Source organism: Paenibacillus amylolyticus, from assembly GCF_050990605.1.
GTDB classification, from domain to species: domain Bacteria; phylum Bacillota; class Bacilli; order Paenibacillales; family Paenibacillaceae; genus Paenibacillus; species Paenibacillus amylolyticus_H.
The window spans coordinates 709,634-726,931 of the sequence record NZ_CP158832.1 but is presented as its reverse complement, the minus strand read 5'-3'; the positions used below and the strand labels follow the sequence as shown (position 1 = coordinate 726,931).

The following is a 17,298-nucleotide window of genomic DNA, read 5'->3' as shown; positions in this document are numbered from 1 at the left end:
AATATTTAACGATACAACATCAGATGATGACGCAGGTTCGTAAACGTGGCTGGCAGCGTGCCGCCCAACTCTCCATCGAGGTTCAGCTGCACATAACCCGGCGACGTAACTTCCATATGACTCGTCTGGAAATGAACTACTTTCTTGTCGTTCAGATGCTCCCCACGCAGCGCAAGCGTTACGAGGCGGATCATGTCAGCCAGATTACATTTGCGGACACCGATCACATCGAACAGACCATCATCAATGGTTGCACCCGGAGCCAGTTTCTCGAAGCCCCCGACCGAATTGGTATTGGCGATAAGGAATAACATGAATTCATCATGAATCTCTTCCTGACCGTCGGCGCGAATAATCAGCTCCTGAGGAGACAGGCTCGCCATTTTCTCAATACCCTTCATATAATAGGCCAGTTGCCCAATCATCGTTTTCAGACGACTCGGTACTTCATAGGTCAGTTCAGTTAATGATCCGCCACCGGCGATGTTGATAAAATATTTATCATTCGCTTTGCCCAGATCGAGCGGACGAAGCTGCTGGTTAATGACCAGATCCACGTAATCTTCCCACTGTCTCGGAATGCCGAGTGCACGCGCAAAATCATTCGTTGTTCCCAAAGGAAACACACCCAGCGGCGGACGATTCTCCCGCTCGGCCATACCGTTGATGACTTCGTACAATGTGCCATCGCCGCCAGCAGCAATAATCATGTCATATCCGCGTTCAATCGCGAGTTCAGCTTCGCGGGTTGCATCACCTTCACCTGTTGTTGCATGACATGAAGCTTCAATACCACCTTGATCCAAACGCTGCAAAATATCAGCCAGACGTTTCTTCATTTCTTCCCGGCCTGAGGTCGGATTATATATTAAGCGAGCCTTTTTCATCTCATACGCCACCTATTCCACATTATCCATGAGTCTATACGACCTCATAATCTTACCTTGCATCAGTCCACAAAAGGGCAAAATTTTAACACAACAATGAACTTCCGTTCATTCTGCTCTAATCTTTCGTCTTACCTATATCTATGCATCAGGAATTCCGTCTCATTCCAAAGCCTTTAACTCCTATCATATCATCAAATGTAAAGATGTCCTAGCCTATAATCCATAAGTATATTTTTTCATATAGGTACCTACTAACCTATCCATTACCCAATAAACCTCACGCACCGATCCTGAATCTTCCCCACTGCCTTTTATGTAAAATAGTCTCATTATTCAACCATTCTGCCCGCTTGCACAGGAATTAGTCTTCGGTTTCGATACCTTCATATGATTATGACATGGATATACTACAAATTTACAAATCTTAAGATAAAAATATAAATAACATAAACCTTTTTCCAATATAGTTTTAGTGCACCCTCAACTTCGCACCACATCATACCCGTGAAGGAGAACTGTGAATGAAAAAAATCGTGTTAATGCTCCTGGTCTTTCTTATGGCATGTATTCCTTGGGTCACCCTTGTTGAAGCAGCAGCAATTAATCATGATCAAGTTATCGGATTTCAGGAAGTCTCCCCAGTCACCGTGACACAACAAGCAGCCAAGCGTTTTCAGCCTTTTCTGAAAGTCTATCATGGTTGCGTACCTTTCCCCGCAGTGGATCAACAGGGCAATACCAGTGCTGGCTTGAATACATCCGGGTCATCGAATGGAAACTGCAGCTCAAGTACAGGGCAGATCTACTCCCGCTCGGCATGGCACAATGGGGTGTGGGCTATCATGTACTCGTGGTACTTTCCCAAGGACTCCCCCTCCCCTGGACTCGGACATCGTCATGATTGGGAAGGTATCGTCGTGTGGGTCGATAATCCGGCAGCGGCCAATCCCCAAATCCTCTCCATCGCTTATTCCGGTCACGGACAGTTCACCAATGTCACACCGAGCAATACCAATACACAAGGCAATCATCCGCTAATTTCCTATAATAGTACCTGGCCACTGAACCATGAGCTCGGCGTCACTAGCGCTGTTGGTGGAACTCAGCCTTTGATCGGATGGGACGACCTGACTCCTGCAGCACGAAATGCGCTCAATACTACGGACTTTGGCAGTGCCAACGTACCTTTCAACGATAACAATTTCACGAACAATCTGAACAAGGCTTGGTTTAGATAAAAAAATCCCCTTCAAGCGAACAGCTCACTTGAGGGGGATTTCGTTATGAAGCTATCGTAGTATCCCAGATACCTGTATCACTTCTTCAGCCAACCTCAAAATCCGATTTTTCGTCCTGCACGCAGCTGTTTGTACCAGAAATACACGGTGCAGCCCACACAATAACCCAGCAGTGCCGTGCTTGCAGCCGCGAGAAGCATAACGGAGAATACATAACCTGCGGCTACCCAGCCAAGCGAGAACGAGATGAGTGCCAGAGTCAGGAAGAGCACAGCCAGAATATTGTTGAATCGCTGCAGTTCCACTGCCTGCGTCTCTGTCCCTTTACCAGTTAACACAGCTTTCCCAATCTGCATAAACAGATTAAGCTTGCCACCAGAAGCCAGCCCAACTACCTGAATGATCCACAGCACGCCCAGAACTACAATTGGATTGAACACAAACGAGAGTAAAACAAACAATACAATACCGACCTGATTCGCTTTCACATAGCGCATGGGCACTTCTCGCATCTGTATATCTCCTTATCCCTATTTTATTAGTTGGTTTTATTGTAGTCGGTATTGGGTCAATGAGCAAGAGTTCACTTCATTATAGGATAGTAAAATCTCTTTTCAGCACGTCCCAATGGGGAGTCGGGATGCCTGTTGTCTTTTTCCAATCGGTAAATGCATGATTTAACGCCTCAATCTCTCCAAAAGAACCCGCGACCAGCTTATGAAACGGAAGCACACTATAGATCTTCAACAGAAGGTACAACATCCGTTGATGCTTGCGAATCATTTTAGCCTGAATCTCCGGTATTATCGTTATGCCCATAGCCTCAAGAACGCTGAAACCCTCATCCATCGCCCCAATCATAAGTTGGATTTGTTTTCTGTTCCCGTCCAACTTGATCAACTCACGTTTCTCATTAAAGCTCACCGCATTAAGCATCAGAATCGGCACAATATGGCTTTTCAGCCAGGCATCAATATCACTCAGAACATTTAGCTTGTATTTCACATGTTGGAAAGCTTGATCCAGCAAAGGTTTAAAGTTTATATCACCGTCCAGACTGCCAATCACCATTTGTCCGCTGCCTCCACCGATCGATAACATGCGGTCCTTGTCCCGCCTTCCTCCACTCACCTGGAATCCAAACGCGACCTGTTTTGCCACCTTACTGTTTTCCTCCAAAAAGTTTTGCATGCTTCGTGCATCTGCATTGTTTCCCACAATCACAATATTGCTACTCTGATTCTCTGCCAGAATAGGTAACACAGAAGGAAAATCGTTATATTTCATGACAACAAAAATCAGATCATATTGGTCATTTATCTCCAACGTTCTGGCTACCCGAACCGGATCAACTGTCGTTTTGAATTGAAAAACATGCCGGATGACTACTCCATCCTTCTCCAGCTCCTCTGCCCGCTTCCCTCTAGCCAGAATAGTGACATCATTGCCGCCGCGCACGAGAATATGCACCAGTTGACTGCCCAAAACACCTGCCCCATACACTAATATCTTCATTGGTTATCCCTCTATTTCATATTTTATCAATATTCGTTGCTTTATGAACATTTGTTGATAAAATAAGAGTATCAAAGCATCTGCCGTGCTTCAATCGCTAAAATATCCGTTTTTGTTGAATAATCAACGAATGATTCCTTATTGTTGAACACCATCATAGGAGGGGCCATGGACAGACGAGTACTCAAGACACGAAAGGCGATAATCGAAGCTTTTGTGGGGTTACTGGAGGAACAGGATTTCGAGCAAATTACGATAAACGAAATTGCTGATCGGGCTAATGTAAACCGAGGAACCATCTATTTGCATTACGCAGACAAGTTTGATCTGTTAGATCAATGCATTGAGACCTATTTGCAACAGTTGTTGGATGCCTGTATGATGGAAAGCCCTACTCCAACAACCGTTACCGCCAAGGATGCACTTCTCCGGACCTTTCGTTATCTGGAACAGCATGCCACTACCTATACCACACTTCTAACTAAAAAAGGTATTCCAGCGTTCCGGAGTAAGTTGATGACATTGTTGGTCCAGGGAGTACAGGAGCAAATGGATGCCTGTGGAATCCAGGAAGGCATGAAAAAAGAGATTACCATACAGTTTCTTGCTTCCGCTGCAGTCGGTCTCCTGGAGTGGTGGATTATGAATTCCATGCCTTATCCGGCCGAGGAGATCGTTGACCAATTAATAAATTTACTGGAGCTACATCTGCAATTGCACGCACCCATTAATGGATAACCTAATCTTCGGTTAAGTGATCTACAACAAACATAAACCACGTCCTTCGACGTGGTTTGATTGTTTATGAAGCTATGGAGTTCAAATCAACTTATGACGACATTACTACGAGTGATGCGATCACACACCTATGCTAAAGCCAATACTTCAAGAAGAAGCTTTAACCTCATTATATCTCTCCAGCAAAATCTGGATCTGCCTCTCCAGCCACTGCCCAAGCAATGGATGTGGCAACAGTGTCTCACCGCTGTACACATAGTTCAATTCTTTCAGCCGATCCGGGATAACGTTCCTCGTGAAATAACCGGCACTCAAAAACAGCGGCGCCACAATGACTCGGTTCCCCCGCTCTTCGCTCCAGTACTTCACTTTGTCGTACACACTCTCCGGATTCAGCAACGCATAATCCGTATGGGCTACACCACTAACTTCCTGCACAAGCTCTGCAAGGGAAGAAATTCCAGCTTCCCAACGCTCGCGAAAACCATCATGAATACTCCCATGGCCTACAAGCAGAATCGTTTCCTCCTCCGGTTGCTGCGACAGCAATCGGACTTTGTCCCACACCATCACGGCAATATCCGGATCGTTATCCACTGGATAACCGAAGTGAACCCGAGCCTTCACATCGAACGGTTCCAGATCCGTTTCGCGATCAGGTGTTTCCTTTGCACCAATGGCATATTCAATCTCATCCACATGTGTACTCCCGGACGAAACAAATAGAGGTACAACCAGAATATCGGTTACGCCTTGTGCTTCCAGTCGGTCGATACCGTCCTGGATCAGGCGTCCTTCCACAAGTTCAAGAAAACCGGCTTCAACTGGTAATGGAACAGGCAGATTCAACCGGTAGATCGCGTCATCGACGGATTCCACCCAGGTCTGCTCCTGTGAACCGTGACTGATGATGAGTACACCCGGCTTCTTCATGTTAGCGTCCCAGGCGTTCCAGCGTCATTTTATAACCATCATTGCCATAATTCAGGCAGCGTTTCACACGTGAAATTGTAGCTGTACTCGCACCTGTCTCTGCTTCAATCTGGTTATACGTATTGCCTTTACCCAACATACGAGCCACTTCCAGCCGCTGGGACATGGATTGGATCTCGTTGACTGTGCAGAGGTCATCAAAGAAAACATAACATTCTTCAATATCTTTTAGCGTCAAAATAGCCTCGAATAGTTGTTCAATGCTTTTATCATTTAGCTTTTTCAGCTGCATTTCATCATCATCCCCTAGCGGTTACTGTGTACCTACATTGTACTCACCCTGAGTTGGTATTTCAAGCGTTACCGATTTCACGCACTACAGAATAAAAATACATGTTACCGCTTACAAAAGGTACTATTGTCCTCCCCTCGCGTACATCAGGCGAATTTACCGCGCTATTTCCCAGTTTTCACCTGTATATATCCGATTACCTATGTAGGATTTCAACCCTCCTAAATGTTACAATTTTGTGTCTAAACTTCATTTTACTCTTCGGGAACCTGCCATCATACATGCGCCCAAATCCGCAAATATCCCGTTTTCCGGGATACCCGCCTACGCCGTCTCTCCGCGAATGACATACAGTATATCAAAAGGGAGTTCCACTGCCGTATACGATGTACACTGTCATGAAACTTGTGGAACGCAATTCCGAAATCCAATAGAAGGAACGTGATCGTTCATGCCACAGCATTATTATCACCGCCGGCCAGCACAAGGGCACCGACCATCTTCTCATGCACATCGGCAGGCACATACTTCTGCCTATGTGCCGCCCGGTATGGTTCAGCGGTCTTTAAATGAAACTCAGATTCAACCGATGTACCCTGGAGTAGAGCCCCATTACCCGGGCTTCGGTGAAGTCGAAGCATCTGCAGTCGTACCCTATGGGCAAGGTGTGGCTGGCGGGAACTTATATGGAAGTGCAGCTCAGGTTGTTCCCCCAGCTCCCGTACCGGCGCCTGCTACTGGCAGTTCCGGCTTTTCATTAGCCAACATCGGTGAGTTAAAAGGAATGATCGACCGCTTCGGCGGCATTGATGGAATCATGAGTGGAATAGGCAAAATGCAGAAGGTCGTTGGTGGGATCCAGCAGATGGCTCCGATGATGAAACTTGTTATGGGCATTCTGCCGTTCGGAAAAGGAAAAAGTAATAACAGTGCGGCTGACGCAGACTATGAGGAATATACGCCGCCCCGGAGACGGAAGCACAAGCGGACGAATAAACAAACGAGTACTCCACGTCGCCGCAATACAACTCCAGTCCGCCGTAAATCCAATTCCACGAAGCGCCGTCCCAAAAGTCGCAAAGGTTAATTTCATCCAGGCACCCCCATTCAGAAGGTGGGTGCCTTAACACCGTTCATCGGTATACAAATAAATTTCAGGAACTTACGTTCTTATTTCTGTAAATTGAGGTATACTGGATAGTAACTAAAGGAGGCGGACCATGGAACTTTTCAAAGACAAATACACTCCCGCATTAATTAATCGGACCGGCGAACAGTTACGTCAATTCTACCCGAAGCTGGATACACAGCAATTTCACGAATTGGTGTTCGCCGAAGGCTGGGAACTGTTGGAATTCAAAGCGCGCATTCGCAGAATCACACTGGCCTTGACTGCAGTACTGCCGGACAATTATGAGGAAGCATTACATATTATCGAACAAGCCGCACCAACTATGAGAGGTGTTGAATATCTGTTTGTACCGGATTTTATCGAAGTGAACGGACTTGATCCAGAGGAATACGAGTTATCCATGAAGTATCTAACCCTCTTCACACCTTATTCCAGTTCCGAGTTCGCGGTACGCCCGTTTATTGAACATTATCCCATCCAAACGATGAAACATATGATGGCGTGGGCAGAGAGCGACAACGAGCATATCCGCAGACTTGCCAGTGAGGGCAGCCGGCCACGTTTGCCATGGGGCGCCAAACTTCAGAACTTTATCACTGATCCAACACCTGTACTTCCAATTCTGCACGCATTGAAACAGGACGAGTCCCTCTACGTTCGCAAAAGTGTCGCCAATCATCTGAATGACATCTCCAAGGACCACCCTGAACTGGTTATGGATCTGGCCACGACCTGGTACGGACAACATGTACACACAGACTGGATTGTCCGGCATGCCAGCAGGTCATTACTGAAGAAAGGACATCGCAAAGCACTAAGTCTTTTTGGTTATAACGAGCAGGATTCGATTCACATTGAGCAGCTTCAGCTTGCTCATGATACAGTCGCTATCGGCGAAGATCTTCATTTTTCATTTGATGTCGTTAATGAGAGCGGCGAGTCACAGATGCTGCGAATTGAATATGAGATGGGTTATATGAAGGCAAACGGCAAGCAGGCCCCCAAACGATTCAAATGCTCCGATAAAATGTACCCGACAGGCAGAACCAAGGTAGACACTAAACAATCTTTCAAAATTATAACAACGAGAAAATATTACGCCGGACTTCATACGCTAACGATTGTTGTGAATGGTAAAGCGGCAGCAACAACTTCTTTTGTCCTTGAAGTCGAGTAACAGGAAATCGTCGTAAGTTATACACAGCTCGTTTCAGCAAAAACTTATTCACATGTGGATAGATAATTTCTAGTACATCTACAGAAGAATCAGAAAGGCCACCTGGCAATCTTCTCCCGACAGTTATATTACTGCCCGAGATCTTTGCTCAGTGGCCTTTTTCATGAAGACCGAAACACCTGATGTTCTACTTGAACCATCCCCGCTTCACAAACCAGGCCACCATACTCCCGCCAAGCACAAACATTAACAGCAGCACTGCACCATACCCAAACTTCCATTGAAGCTCAGGCATATAGGCAAAGTTCATGCCATAAATACCTGCGATCAGCGTGAGCGGCATAAATACAGTCGTAATCACCGTGAGTGTCTTCATGATCTGATTCATCCGGTTGGAGTTCAGGGAAATATAACTGTCGCGCAGGTCGGCCGTCATCTCCCGATCAGCTTCAATCATGTCCGTCAGCTTCAATAAATGGTCATAGATATCGGTAAAATAAGCCGTATGTTCGCCTGTCCGCTGCACATGCTGGGAATTGATCACCCGATAGAGCAGATCCCGCATCGGTACGACGGTGCGTCTCAGCTTCAGCAATCGACTTCGCAGGTCAAACACCTGATTCATCAAATCTTCGACTGATTCTTGGCTGCCCCGGTTCTCCAGTTCAGCCAATTCATCCTCAATCGCAAATAAAGACGGAAAATAATGATCGACCAGCTTGTCCATCACCGTATAGGCTGCTGCCACGGGGCCTCGCGCCCAGATGGTTCGTTCATGTGCATGATGCAACAAGCGTTCCCACGCTTCATTCACTTCCTCCAATACGCCATGATGAAAAGACACTAGGAAGTTTGATCCGAGAAACAAGTCAACCTCCTCAGCTTCCAGCGTCTTGGGATTCAGTGCATGTAGTACAAGAAACTGCAGATTTTCATAATAATCAAGCTTTGGCCGTTGCAATACATGCATACAGTCCTCAATAGCTAAGGGGTGAAAATGAAAATATGTATCCAGCAAACGGCTTTCCTCTTCCGTTGGCTGGTTAAAATCCGCCCATACCCAGGCGTAATCGTTCAGATCCAGCTGTGTAAGTGGTACGTTCACGGAGACTTGATGTTCTCGTGTAATGGCGAGTGTACGAATCATAAATTAGACCACGTCCTTGTCCTGTATCTTTACGTCATTGTACAACTTTAACCATAGGCACGTCTCCCACGTATTCAAAATATCCACAGACGTGCATTCAAACTCGACAACAAAAAAAGCCAACCCTGTTGGCTTCTCTCATTTCCCTATCCACAGTTCCCTGTATCCACAGGAATATCTTCTTTTGGTTTATCATTCCACGGATGGCTATCCACATATCCAGCCTGTCCACACGTTCATGCACAGGCGTTTCTTGGTTTTGGTTGTATAATTGTCCACATATCCCGATATTCACATCGTTATGAACAGGTTGTCCGTTAACCCCGAATTCATCCGGGATAACTTCTCTCTCTAGAAAATAATCCAGTAGAGTAAACCCGCCAGTGCAGCAGTAATTGGAATCGTAATGAACCACGTAATGATGATCCGTCCAGCAAGTCCCCATTTCACAGCAGAGAATCGTTTCGCGGAACCCACACCCAGAATGGCTGATGTGATCGCGTGCGTTGTACTAACCGGAAGGTGAAGCAACGTTGCCGTGAAAATAACGGAAGCAGCTGACAGATCGGCAGCAAATCCGTTAATCGGTTCAATTTTAAAGATCTTGGTACCCATCGTTTTGATGATCTTCCAACCACCGATCGATGTACCCAGAGCCATTGCTGTTGCAGCAGAGATTTTAACCCACAGCGGAACATCCAGATTATCCTGCACACCTGCTGCCACGAGGGCAAAGGTAATGATACCCATGGCTTTCTGAGCATCATTGGTACCGTGCGTGAATGCTTGCAATGCTGCCGTGAAAATCTGTACCGTACGGAAACCTTTGTTCACGTTATGCGGACTGCGTTTGGCAAAAACATATTTTAGAATTATCATGACCACATAACCGATCACAAATGCGATCAGAGGGGATAACAACAACCCTCCGACGATATCCGTAAATCCACTCCATTTCAACTTATCCGATCCGGCACCTACGAATACCGCGCCTGCCAGGGCTCCAATAAGTGCGTGTGATGAGGAAGATGGAATACCAAACCACCATGTAACCAGGTTCCAGATAATGGCTGCGATCAAGGTGACTATGACGACCTCGATCCCGTTATCCAGCGTGGTGGGGTCGGTTACACTACCCCCAATCGTCTTCGCAACGCCTGTAAACATCATCGCACCGACAAAGTTCATTACCGCTGCCAAAAGGATCGCGCGACGCGGCGTCAGTGCCCGTGTCGATACTGAAGTGGCAATGGCATTGGCCGTGTCGTGAAAACCGTTGATGAAGTCAAACGCCAGTGCAAGGAAGACGACTATACCTAATACCCAAATCGTTGTTTCCATTATTCTCTGGCTCCTTAAGAATTACGCATGATGATGGATTCGAGCACATTCGCTACGTGTTCACAAGCATCCGTTGTTGTCTCAAGACGTTCGTAAATTTCCTTACGTTTGATCAATTCAATCGGATCAGGAACGGTAGCGAAAAGGTTCTTGATACACATGCGCAACACTTCATCGCCCTGATTTTCCAGATCATTCAATCGAATCGTGTACTCACGAATCGCCAGCAATTTTTTCTGAGACAGCAAATGAATGGCCTTCTGAATTTCGTAAGCCGATTGGCGCAAAATTTCAGCGAATTGAACGATATATTCGTCTGGGTCAGTCAGTTGGTACATATAGAAACGGGAAGCCGTAGCTTCGAGTCCGTCCAATACGTCATCAAGTGTCGTTGTCAGCTCCATAATATCATCGCGTTCGATCGGCGTGATAAACGTTTTGTTGAGTTCCGTAATGATTGTGTGAACATAGTCATCACATTGGGACTCGTACTTCTTCATTTCATTGGCAAAAAGAGTCACATCCTGAAGGTTGGAAACATGCTGGGAGAAATAATCTGCCGCTTGAACAACCGTATCTGCCATGTTCTCCAGTGTCTCAAAAAATATATCCTTCTTCTTCTTAAGCTTCATAGCTCTATCCCCTTTACGGAAAAAATTGCCGATAACCGATGAAACATGAAATGACAACCTTTGATATCTTATCATATTTGTTTCATGGTTTGTACAAAAGGTGTGATCCTTTTTTATATTCTTATCACATTAATCTGAAATGAATCTTAATTATTTGGAATATTGGTAAATTCAAGTTGAGATTTTACACTGCGTTTACAATTCGACATCAAAATACAGAATCGACACCATTCTGCTTTTCACGGCAAGGTAAAATATAATGCCTTTTTGAGGACAAAATAGATACATGTTCCATCTTTTTCTTTCCTTACATCCTTCTATTGGACAGCCAGCTTCACATGACTAGAAAATTCCGGTTGATTGGGAACAATGCTAATAAATGTTTTACCTGGCACAAGAGCCACTTCACTGCCATCCTGAACAAACCGCATAATATCCCCCTGCTTCTTCACCCACTGCCCACGTATCATCTTGCCCTTCTGGAACAACATGGCTTCCCCGCCTTGTTCCAAGTTAACGGACAACCGACCTACACTATCGAGCACCTTGTGATCTGCACCTGCCACAATGATGTTTGCTGCGCCAAGTTGAGTTCCATTATCCAGATCCTGATCTGCCTTGCCATTCACTATTCTCATATATCGTCCGCTAACTTCATCATAATCATACGTCACCCGGTAACTATCCAATAAATAATGGATATCAAATTGCTTCACTGCCTCTCCTGCGGATGTCGCGCCTTCTTCGTTATAGATGTATACGGGAGACTTGAAATCATGGCTATAACCCTTGATATCTGACCCTTCTCTCAGCTTGTCCGCTGAAGTATACAGATTATGTGGGGCTTTACGATCCGAGGAACGCCAGAAGTAAGGTCCACCATTCGATATTTCATCCATATGCTGCTTCTGCTGCCTTTGCAAAATGGAATACGCCTCCGGACTGCCTCCGGCATGAACAAGTACCCCATCATAACTCTCGCCGAGCTCAATCAGGTATGGGCGTATACTGCGAACTGGTCCAACCGTCTCAGCACCGCCTTCACTCTGGAAGATGGCTATGAAACGGGTAATGCCCCCCTCTGCGAGAACTTCAAGAATGATATCGGCTGAACTTAGACCCGATTGGGGGCGAGCTGCTGGTGCATTATTAATCATTACGGCGAGTGGTCGACGCGTAATCGCTTCATCTACAGGCAGACCCGTCAGAGGTGCTGTATAGAGAGACGTGTTGGATTCTTCCACGTTCTGTTCTTCTTGCACAGGTGCAGGTGTCGGTTCTGGCTGAAGTGGCATCTGGGTCGCCTCTTGATTTTGGCAGGCAACAAGACTCAATGAGAGAATAAAAAGGGATGCAGCCGATGCTGCTTTGTTCCATTTAAAAAGCTTCAATATAGGACCTCCTGGACGATATGGCCTGGTTCTAAGTTGTGATATATGTCTCATGTAGGCAACCATTTCACGTTTTTCTTTCCATTTAATCACACCCCATCCGATTTGTCTGCGCCCAGAAGACCTTGATACAGCGTGAATCCCACATTTGAAACAGCTTATCGAGCGAAAAATATGTCCTAAATGTGAACTTCTTAAACCTTACTTAAAATTTGAACTAGATTGTGATTTTAATCACAAACAAAACAACTTTAGGACTATACAATAAAGACATCAAAGGTGATCACTTAGAAAAACAAAAACAACACACACTAGATTCCATGAAGGAGTGGTTTATATGTTCAGCTTCAACCAATGGCTTAGAGAAAACAAAGTGGCAATGTGGATTTTGACAGTACTTCGGGTGTATATCGGTTACGATTGGATGACTCACGGATGGAGCAAATTGACTGGCGGATTCGAAGCTGGCGGGTTCCTTGCTGGGGCACTGGAAAAAACAACGGGTGATCATCCAGCAGTTCAAGCATGGTGGGGAACGTTCCTGGAGAAATTCGCAGTACCAAACGCAGGACTGTTCGACTTCGTTATCCCAATGGGTGAATTCCTTGTAGGTTTGGGTCTCATCCTTGGTTGCTTCACTACACTGGCAGCATTGATGGCTATGGTCATGAACTTCGCGTTCCTCTTCTCGGGAACAGTAAGCACGAATGCTCAACTGGTTCTGATGCAAATCTTCCTGGTTGTTGCTGGTGCAAATGCAGGTAAAATCGGTCTGGATCACTGGGTACTGCCTTACCTTCGCGGATTGATCACTCGTAACAAAGGTAATCACCCTAAAGACACACCAACGATTAGCCCAACTCAAAAAACAGCTTAAGCAACAGCAATCATTCATCAAATTTCCAGTCCTGCTCTCCATCCCCCGGAGAGCAGGACTTTTTGCTTTCCATGATTAGCCCGGCTGCCCCAGCCTAACTTGCCCTGCCACAGAAAACCGTATTATGATGAACATAAAGTTGAACTTCGAAGGAGTACACGACATGCCAACCCAGCGACGTCTTGAGACGGATGCGGACTTTCAGGAAGCCATGAATATGAAGCATAAGATCCGAGTTTTTAAAGATAATCACCAGATTGACTCCGGTGGCATCATTATCCGCTTTGACAGCAACACCGTAGTTGTACAATCCAGTGTCAGTGAACTCGCTTATCATTCGCGTACAGACTGTGAATTGTTCGAAATCCGCAAATAAAGATCTATTCATAAACACGTCCTCGTATTGAAAGAAGGTTCCTTTAGCCCATCAAGGGTGTACAGGAACCTTCTTTTGTTTATATATTGTAATTGTATACATTTACACACTTTATCCGTACCAAACTAGCTTCAAACACCATAATCAGGCTGTTGTCTGTTCCAAGTTACACGCCGTCTCCAAACTGCCAACAGTTCAAACTGAGCGTTCCATAAGGGTACGACTGGAATAGACGCTTCGCTGATCGGGACATATCCGCTGTACCCATGGCGTAGAACAAAGGTGCAAGGTGTTCTGTACCATACGACGGAACTGCCGTGCGTGCATGAGGGGCTTTTTTATCATATTGAAACAGTTCTCTTGTGTTCCACTGCTCCAAGCGCTCCCCGATCCAGCTATCAAATTCCACCGCCCACTCTTGCGGTTCATCCGTATTCCCGAGCAATCGCAAATTGTGAACCGTTCCACCACTGCCAATGATCAGCACATCATCATGACGCAGCTGTTCCAGCATTCGGCCAATATCATACTGTTCCTGCGGCGTACGCAGCGAGTCTACCGATACAGCGATCACAGGGATATTAGCCTCAGGATACATATGGAGCAACGGTACCCATACACCATGATCCAGACCACGGCCTCGAATCGGCTGATGTGCCAGGTTGCTGCGGGTGAACAAAGCACATATCTCGTTCGCTAAATCTGGCTGCCCGCATGCAGGGTATTCCATCGTATACATCGTAGAAGGAAATCCATAAAAATCATGCAAGGTCTGATGTGTATCATCCATCGTCACGGACGGTTCAGGACAATCCCAATGCGCCGTAAATACGACAATGGCTTTCGGAGCCGGCAGCCTGTCTCCAAGCTGGTTCAAGAAGTGAGTGTAGTCATTGCTCTCCACCGCCAGAGCGGGAGAACCATGCGCAATGAAAAGTGCGGGTAATGTCATTGCTGCCAACCTCCAGACACGGATAGAATGCTTACTCCTCTATTTTACCCTTAAGAAGGCGCTTTTCCAAGCTGACATCCCCAAACAGTTGTAATCCTGCCACTTATATCATCCAGTGCTGCCAATCCTGCTCAATCTTCTGACGTTCGCCCAGCCACTCTCTGGTACGCGTAATTAGCTGTTCCCGCTCTTTACCTGAAGAGAAGGTGTGATCGCCCTGGAAGATGATTTCCTTGTCACAACGACCCTCCTGACGCATCCAGAATACCTTTTGATACAGGAATGCGTAGTCTACAGGAATAATCTCATCTGACGTGCCATGCACGACGAGAACATCACCGCTAAATTTGACTGCTTCCTGGAATGGCTGTTGTTCAGCGAGAGACTCGAAGAAGGTTGGTGTGAATTTGTATCCGAGATAATCAGCCGCACCCAGTTTCACGCCTTCATCGTATACTTCCCGTCCCGTAATCTTCACGATATCATTGAATGGATAACCCACGGAAGACCACATCACCAGATTCTTGACACGTTTGTCGCGCACAGCCGTTAGTAATGCAACGGCACCACCCAGACTATGACCAATCAGCGTAACGCGTGTAGGATCTACATCACTGCAATTCACCGCGTAATCCAGCACCGAGCGGGTCTGCAGCACCATGGACTCCAGTCCCTCTGCTCCATACTCCCCACTGCTCTCTCCGCAACCGATATAATCGAAACGCAGGACCAGATAACCGTCTTCAGCCAGCTCACGGGCAGTCTTTACAAACAAACGGTCCACGCCGATCCGACTACCAACGAAGCCGTGGCAGATGACTGCCAGAGGTACGCGCTGCTGGCTCTTCTCCTCCTTGATATCTTTCACAACCGGATAATGAATCGTGGCTGTTAATTCTTCCTGTCCATGACGGATACTGATCTGACGTTCCATGCCGATTTCCCCTTTCCACGCTAGCCTGTTAAGTTCCATTTATTAAATATATATAATCCGATAAGTTTAGTGTGTATTAAGATGTTATTCATATATTATCATCCCGTAACCCGCAAGTCAACGTAAGTAGGAACCCTGTCTATATCGAATGCTAGTCTACATTTCATCGGATGATAAGCGCAAAAAAATGAGCCACGCTGATGACAGCTGGCCCGGATATCTTTTATCTTTTTGGATTCCAACCAAGGGTTGCAGGATCTCTATTCGTAGCTTCTGCGGAACATCTCGTGGGTCTCCACCCGTCCATTCCACTCATGCTCATGACCCGAATCACTATTGTCCCAGAAACTTCTTCCCTTCAAATTGCCATCTGTCATTTCTTCTGCATACTCCGTATCCTCCAGGTTCTCCTCAAAGGATACAACCTCGTCTACGACTCCACGGGAGTTGCTGTTCAGTAGCAGCTTCCGCGTCAATTCTGTTTGTTTATCCATAACAAGCACACTCCAATCTTGGATTTCTGTTGGAAATGCTACTATTGTGATGGAATTGGCTGCTCTTTATGCATACTTCACACAATCGTTAGATCTGGGAAGCGTGAGGGTATTTTTTCACATCAACGGGGGAAAATAAACGAACAAACACAGGCAGCATATGCCTCGGAATCCTTCTGCCGAAAGGAATGAATTCATGGAACATCTACTGGAATGGTTTCAACTTCACGGTAAACTGGTGCTGTTATGCACCTGTGTCATACTTGCCTGTGTCTGGCTATGGGTCCACCATGAGCAGCTTTTTTATAAGGAGTGACTTTGCGAAACGACAGCCCTTCCCGTATACTAAAATACCGTCAGGGTCTTCAGACAATTGGAAGATCAGAACGTGTGTAGACAGGGGGAGCAATCATTGGGGATTTCCTATAAGAAACTGAAAGAAATACAGAATCGGCAAATAACCGAGATGAGTCGAATGACACCTGAACATGTGAAACTGTATGACCAGATCAGCACCATTGCGCGTCATGCGCCAGCGGATGAGAGAACACAGGAAGAATGGATTCTTTCCGCAGGAAAAGCAATCGTACAGGCTCAGCGGGATAACAAACCCGCTCGCGAGTTATACGGACCTGATCTGGAACAAGACATCCATGCACAGCTCGGGATAACAGATACAGCACCGGAGAAGACGGCTGCCGTTGAGGTGGGCAAATCCAGCCCAACCCATGGTCATAGTCCAACAGCTTCATCGAAAAAGAAAACCAACGCTGTAGAACCACAACCAACCGAGAATCCTGAGCCTGTGAAACGGACACCAAAGTGGTATGCCATGATCGCTTGGGCGGCTTTGTCTTTTGTCATGTTGATTCAAGGATGTGCGGGATTGTTCGTGGGTTGGACTGGCGGAGATACGGAGCCGTTCCAACACATTAGTCTGTTTTCCCTGATTGTTGCAGCAGTTGGCGGGATTGCATTGGTGGAGATGCTTCGCCGCCTTGCTGAGCGACCAGACGATGAAGGAGCGGACAGAAACACCGTACCTAGGGTTAACCTTAAGGGAATCATCATCTACATTGTCATCGTGGTCCTTGTACTGTTTGTCGGGTATCCACTGCGTGATACACTTCCGGTATTTGCACTGGCTCCGTGGGTGAGTGCGGTGATTGGAGTTGTAGGGCTTGCAACGTTAAGGCCTTTATTTGGACAAAAGAAAACTGCATAATACGTTATATAGTC

The 17,298-nt window shown here is 46.3% G+C and carries 19 protein-coding genes; 7 read left to right on the top strand and 12 right to left on the bottom strand.

Annotation, left to right across the window (positions count from 1 at the left end):
* Positions 1-5 precede the first annotated feature (5 nt).
* The gene (locus tag ABTV53_RS03365) at positions 6-887 is read right to left on the bottom strand and encodes a diacylglycerol kinase (RefSeq protein ID WP_017690659.1); all 882 of its coding nucleotides are present in this window, start codon (positions 885-887) and stop codon (positions 6-8) included.
* Positions 888-1,411: 524 nt separating this feature from the next.
* Here ABTV53_RS03365 and ABTV53_RS03360 point away from each other — a divergent pair.
* Positions 1,412-2,128 (top strand): NPP1 family protein, encoded by a 717-nt coding sequence (locus ABTV53_RS03360; RefSeq protein ID WP_433750593.1) that lies wholly within the window; start codon positions 1,412-1,414, stop codon positions 2,126-2,128.
* Positions 2,129-2,223: 95 nt separating this feature from the next.
* On the opposite strand, the gene ABTV53_RS03355 is transcribed toward ABTV53_RS03360, so the two are convergent.
* On the bottom strand, positions 2,224-2,640 hold the full coding sequence (locus ABTV53_RS03355; protein ID WP_433750591.1) for a DUF4395 domain-containing protein: 417 nt from the start codon (positions 2,638-2,640) through the stop codon (positions 2,224-2,226).
* A gap of 79 nt (positions 2,641-2,719) precedes the next feature.
* The gene (locus ABTV53_RS03350) at positions 2,720-3,643 is read right to left on the bottom strand and encodes a ketopantoate reductase family protein (protein ID WP_433750588.1); all 924 of its coding nucleotides are present in this window, start codon (positions 3,641-3,643) and stop codon (positions 2,720-2,722) included.
* A 168-nt stretch (positions 3,644-3,811) separates the two neighbouring features.
* Between ABTV53_RS03350 and ABTV53_RS03345 the strand changes: the two genes are divergently transcribed.
* Positions 3,812-4,381: a TetR/AcrR family transcriptional regulator gene (locus tag ABTV53_RS03345; RefSeq protein ID WP_433750585.1), complete on the top strand. Its 570-nt coding sequence runs from the start codon at positions 3,812-3,814 to the stop codon at positions 4,379-4,381.
* Positions 4,382-4,528: 147 nt separating this feature from the next.
* Here the strand turns inward: ABTV53_RS03345 and ABTV53_RS03340 are convergent, their stop codons facing one another.
* On the bottom strand, positions 4,529-5,314 hold the full coding sequence (locus ABTV53_RS03340) for a sirohydrochlorin chelatase (protein ID WP_433750582.1): 786 nt from the start codon (positions 5,312-5,314) through the stop codon (positions 4,529-4,531).
* 1 nt (position 5,315) lies between these two features.
* Positions 5,316-5,606: a YerC/YecD family TrpR-related protein gene (locus ABTV53_RS03335; RefSeq protein WP_017690665.1), complete on the bottom strand. Its 291-nt coding sequence runs from the start codon at positions 5,604-5,606 to the stop codon at positions 5,316-5,318.
* Positions 5,607-6,057: 451 nt separating this feature from the next.
* Here ABTV53_RS03335 and ABTV53_RS03330 point away from each other — a divergent pair, with 451 nt between their 5' ends.
* Positions 6,058-6,693: a tyrosine protein kinase gene (locus ABTV53_RS03330; RefSeq protein ID WP_433750579.1), complete on the top strand. Its 636-nt coding sequence runs from the start codon at positions 6,058-6,060 to the stop codon at positions 6,691-6,693.
* Between the two features lie 133 nt (positions 6,694-6,826).
* Entirely contained in the window at positions 6,827-7,915 is a 1,089-nt protein-coding gene (locus ABTV53_RS03325) for a DNA alkylation repair protein (protein ID WP_433750576.1), read from the top strand.
* Between the two features lie 187 nt (positions 7,916-8,102).
* On the opposite strand, the gene corA is transcribed toward ABTV53_RS03325, so the two are convergent.
* From corA to ABTV53_RS03305, 4 genes are all read right to left on the bottom strand, one after another.
* Positions 8,103-9,062 (bottom strand): magnesium/cobalt transporter CorA, encoded by a 960-nt coding sequence (corA, locus tag ABTV53_RS03320; RefSeq protein ID WP_433750573.1) that lies wholly within the window; start codon positions 9,060-9,062, stop codon positions 8,103-8,105.
* 351 nt (positions 9,063-9,413) lie between these two features.
* Positions 9,414-10,403 (bottom strand): anion permease, encoded by a 990-nt coding sequence (locus ABTV53_RS03315; protein WP_433750570.1) that lies wholly within the window; start codon positions 10,401-10,403, stop codon positions 9,414-9,416.
* A gap of 14 nt (positions 10,404-10,417) precedes the next feature.
* Positions 10,418-11,035, bottom strand: a complete 618-nt coding sequence (locus ABTV53_RS03310) for a DUF47 domain-containing protein (RefSeq protein WP_062836231.1) — start codon at positions 11,033-11,035, stop codon at positions 10,418-10,420.
* A gap of 317 nt (positions 11,036-11,352) precedes the next feature.
* The gene (locus ABTV53_RS03305; RefSeq protein ID WP_433750568.1) at positions 11,353-12,426 is read right to left on the bottom strand and encodes a DUF3048 domain-containing protein; all 1,074 of its coding nucleotides are present in this window, start codon (positions 12,424-12,426) and stop codon (positions 11,353-11,355) included.
* A 337-nt stretch (positions 12,427-12,763) separates the two neighbouring features.
* Between ABTV53_RS03305 and ABTV53_RS03300 the strand changes: the two genes are divergently transcribed.
* Positions 12,764-13,303: a DoxX family protein gene (locus ABTV53_RS03300; RefSeq protein ID WP_433750566.1), complete on the top strand. Its 540-nt coding sequence runs from the start codon at positions 12,764-12,766 to the stop codon at positions 13,301-13,303.
* Between the two features lie 163 nt (positions 13,304-13,466).
* Complete coding sequence (locus ABTV53_RS03295; RefSeq protein WP_433750563.1) at positions 13,467-13,679, top strand: hypothetical protein; 213 nt, start codon at positions 13,467-13,469, stop codon at positions 13,677-13,679.
* A 166-nt stretch (positions 13,680-13,845) separates the two neighbouring features.
* Here ABTV53_RS03295 and ABTV53_RS03290 read toward each other — a convergent pair whose 3' ends face one another.
* The 3 genes from ABTV53_RS03290 to ABTV53_RS03280 form a co-directional block, all read right to left on the bottom strand.
* On the bottom strand, positions 13,846-14,631 hold the full coding sequence (locus tag ABTV53_RS03290) for a DODA-type extradiol aromatic ring-opening family dioxygenase (RefSeq protein ID WP_433750560.1): 786 nt from the start codon (positions 14,629-14,631) through the stop codon (positions 13,846-13,848).
* A 103-nt stretch (positions 14,632-14,734) separates the two neighbouring features.
* A complete protein-coding gene (locus ABTV53_RS03285; RefSeq protein WP_036606057.1) occupies positions 14,735-15,565 on the bottom strand; it encodes an alpha/beta hydrolase in 831 nt (276 codons plus the stop codon).
* A gap of 260 nt (positions 15,566-15,825) precedes the next feature.
* Complete coding sequence (locus ABTV53_RS03280; protein WP_433750557.1) at positions 15,826-16,059, bottom strand: hypothetical protein; 234 nt, start codon at positions 16,057-16,059, stop codon at positions 15,826-15,828.
* A 412-nt stretch (positions 16,060-16,471) separates the two neighbouring features.
* Here ABTV53_RS03280 and ABTV53_RS03275 point away from each other — a divergent pair, with 412 nt between their 5' ends.
* Complete coding sequence (locus tag ABTV53_RS03275) at positions 16,472-17,284, top strand: DUF1129 family protein (protein ID WP_433750555.1); 813 nt, start codon at positions 16,472-16,474, stop codon at positions 17,282-17,284.
* Positions 17,285-17,298 lie beyond the last annotated feature (14 nt).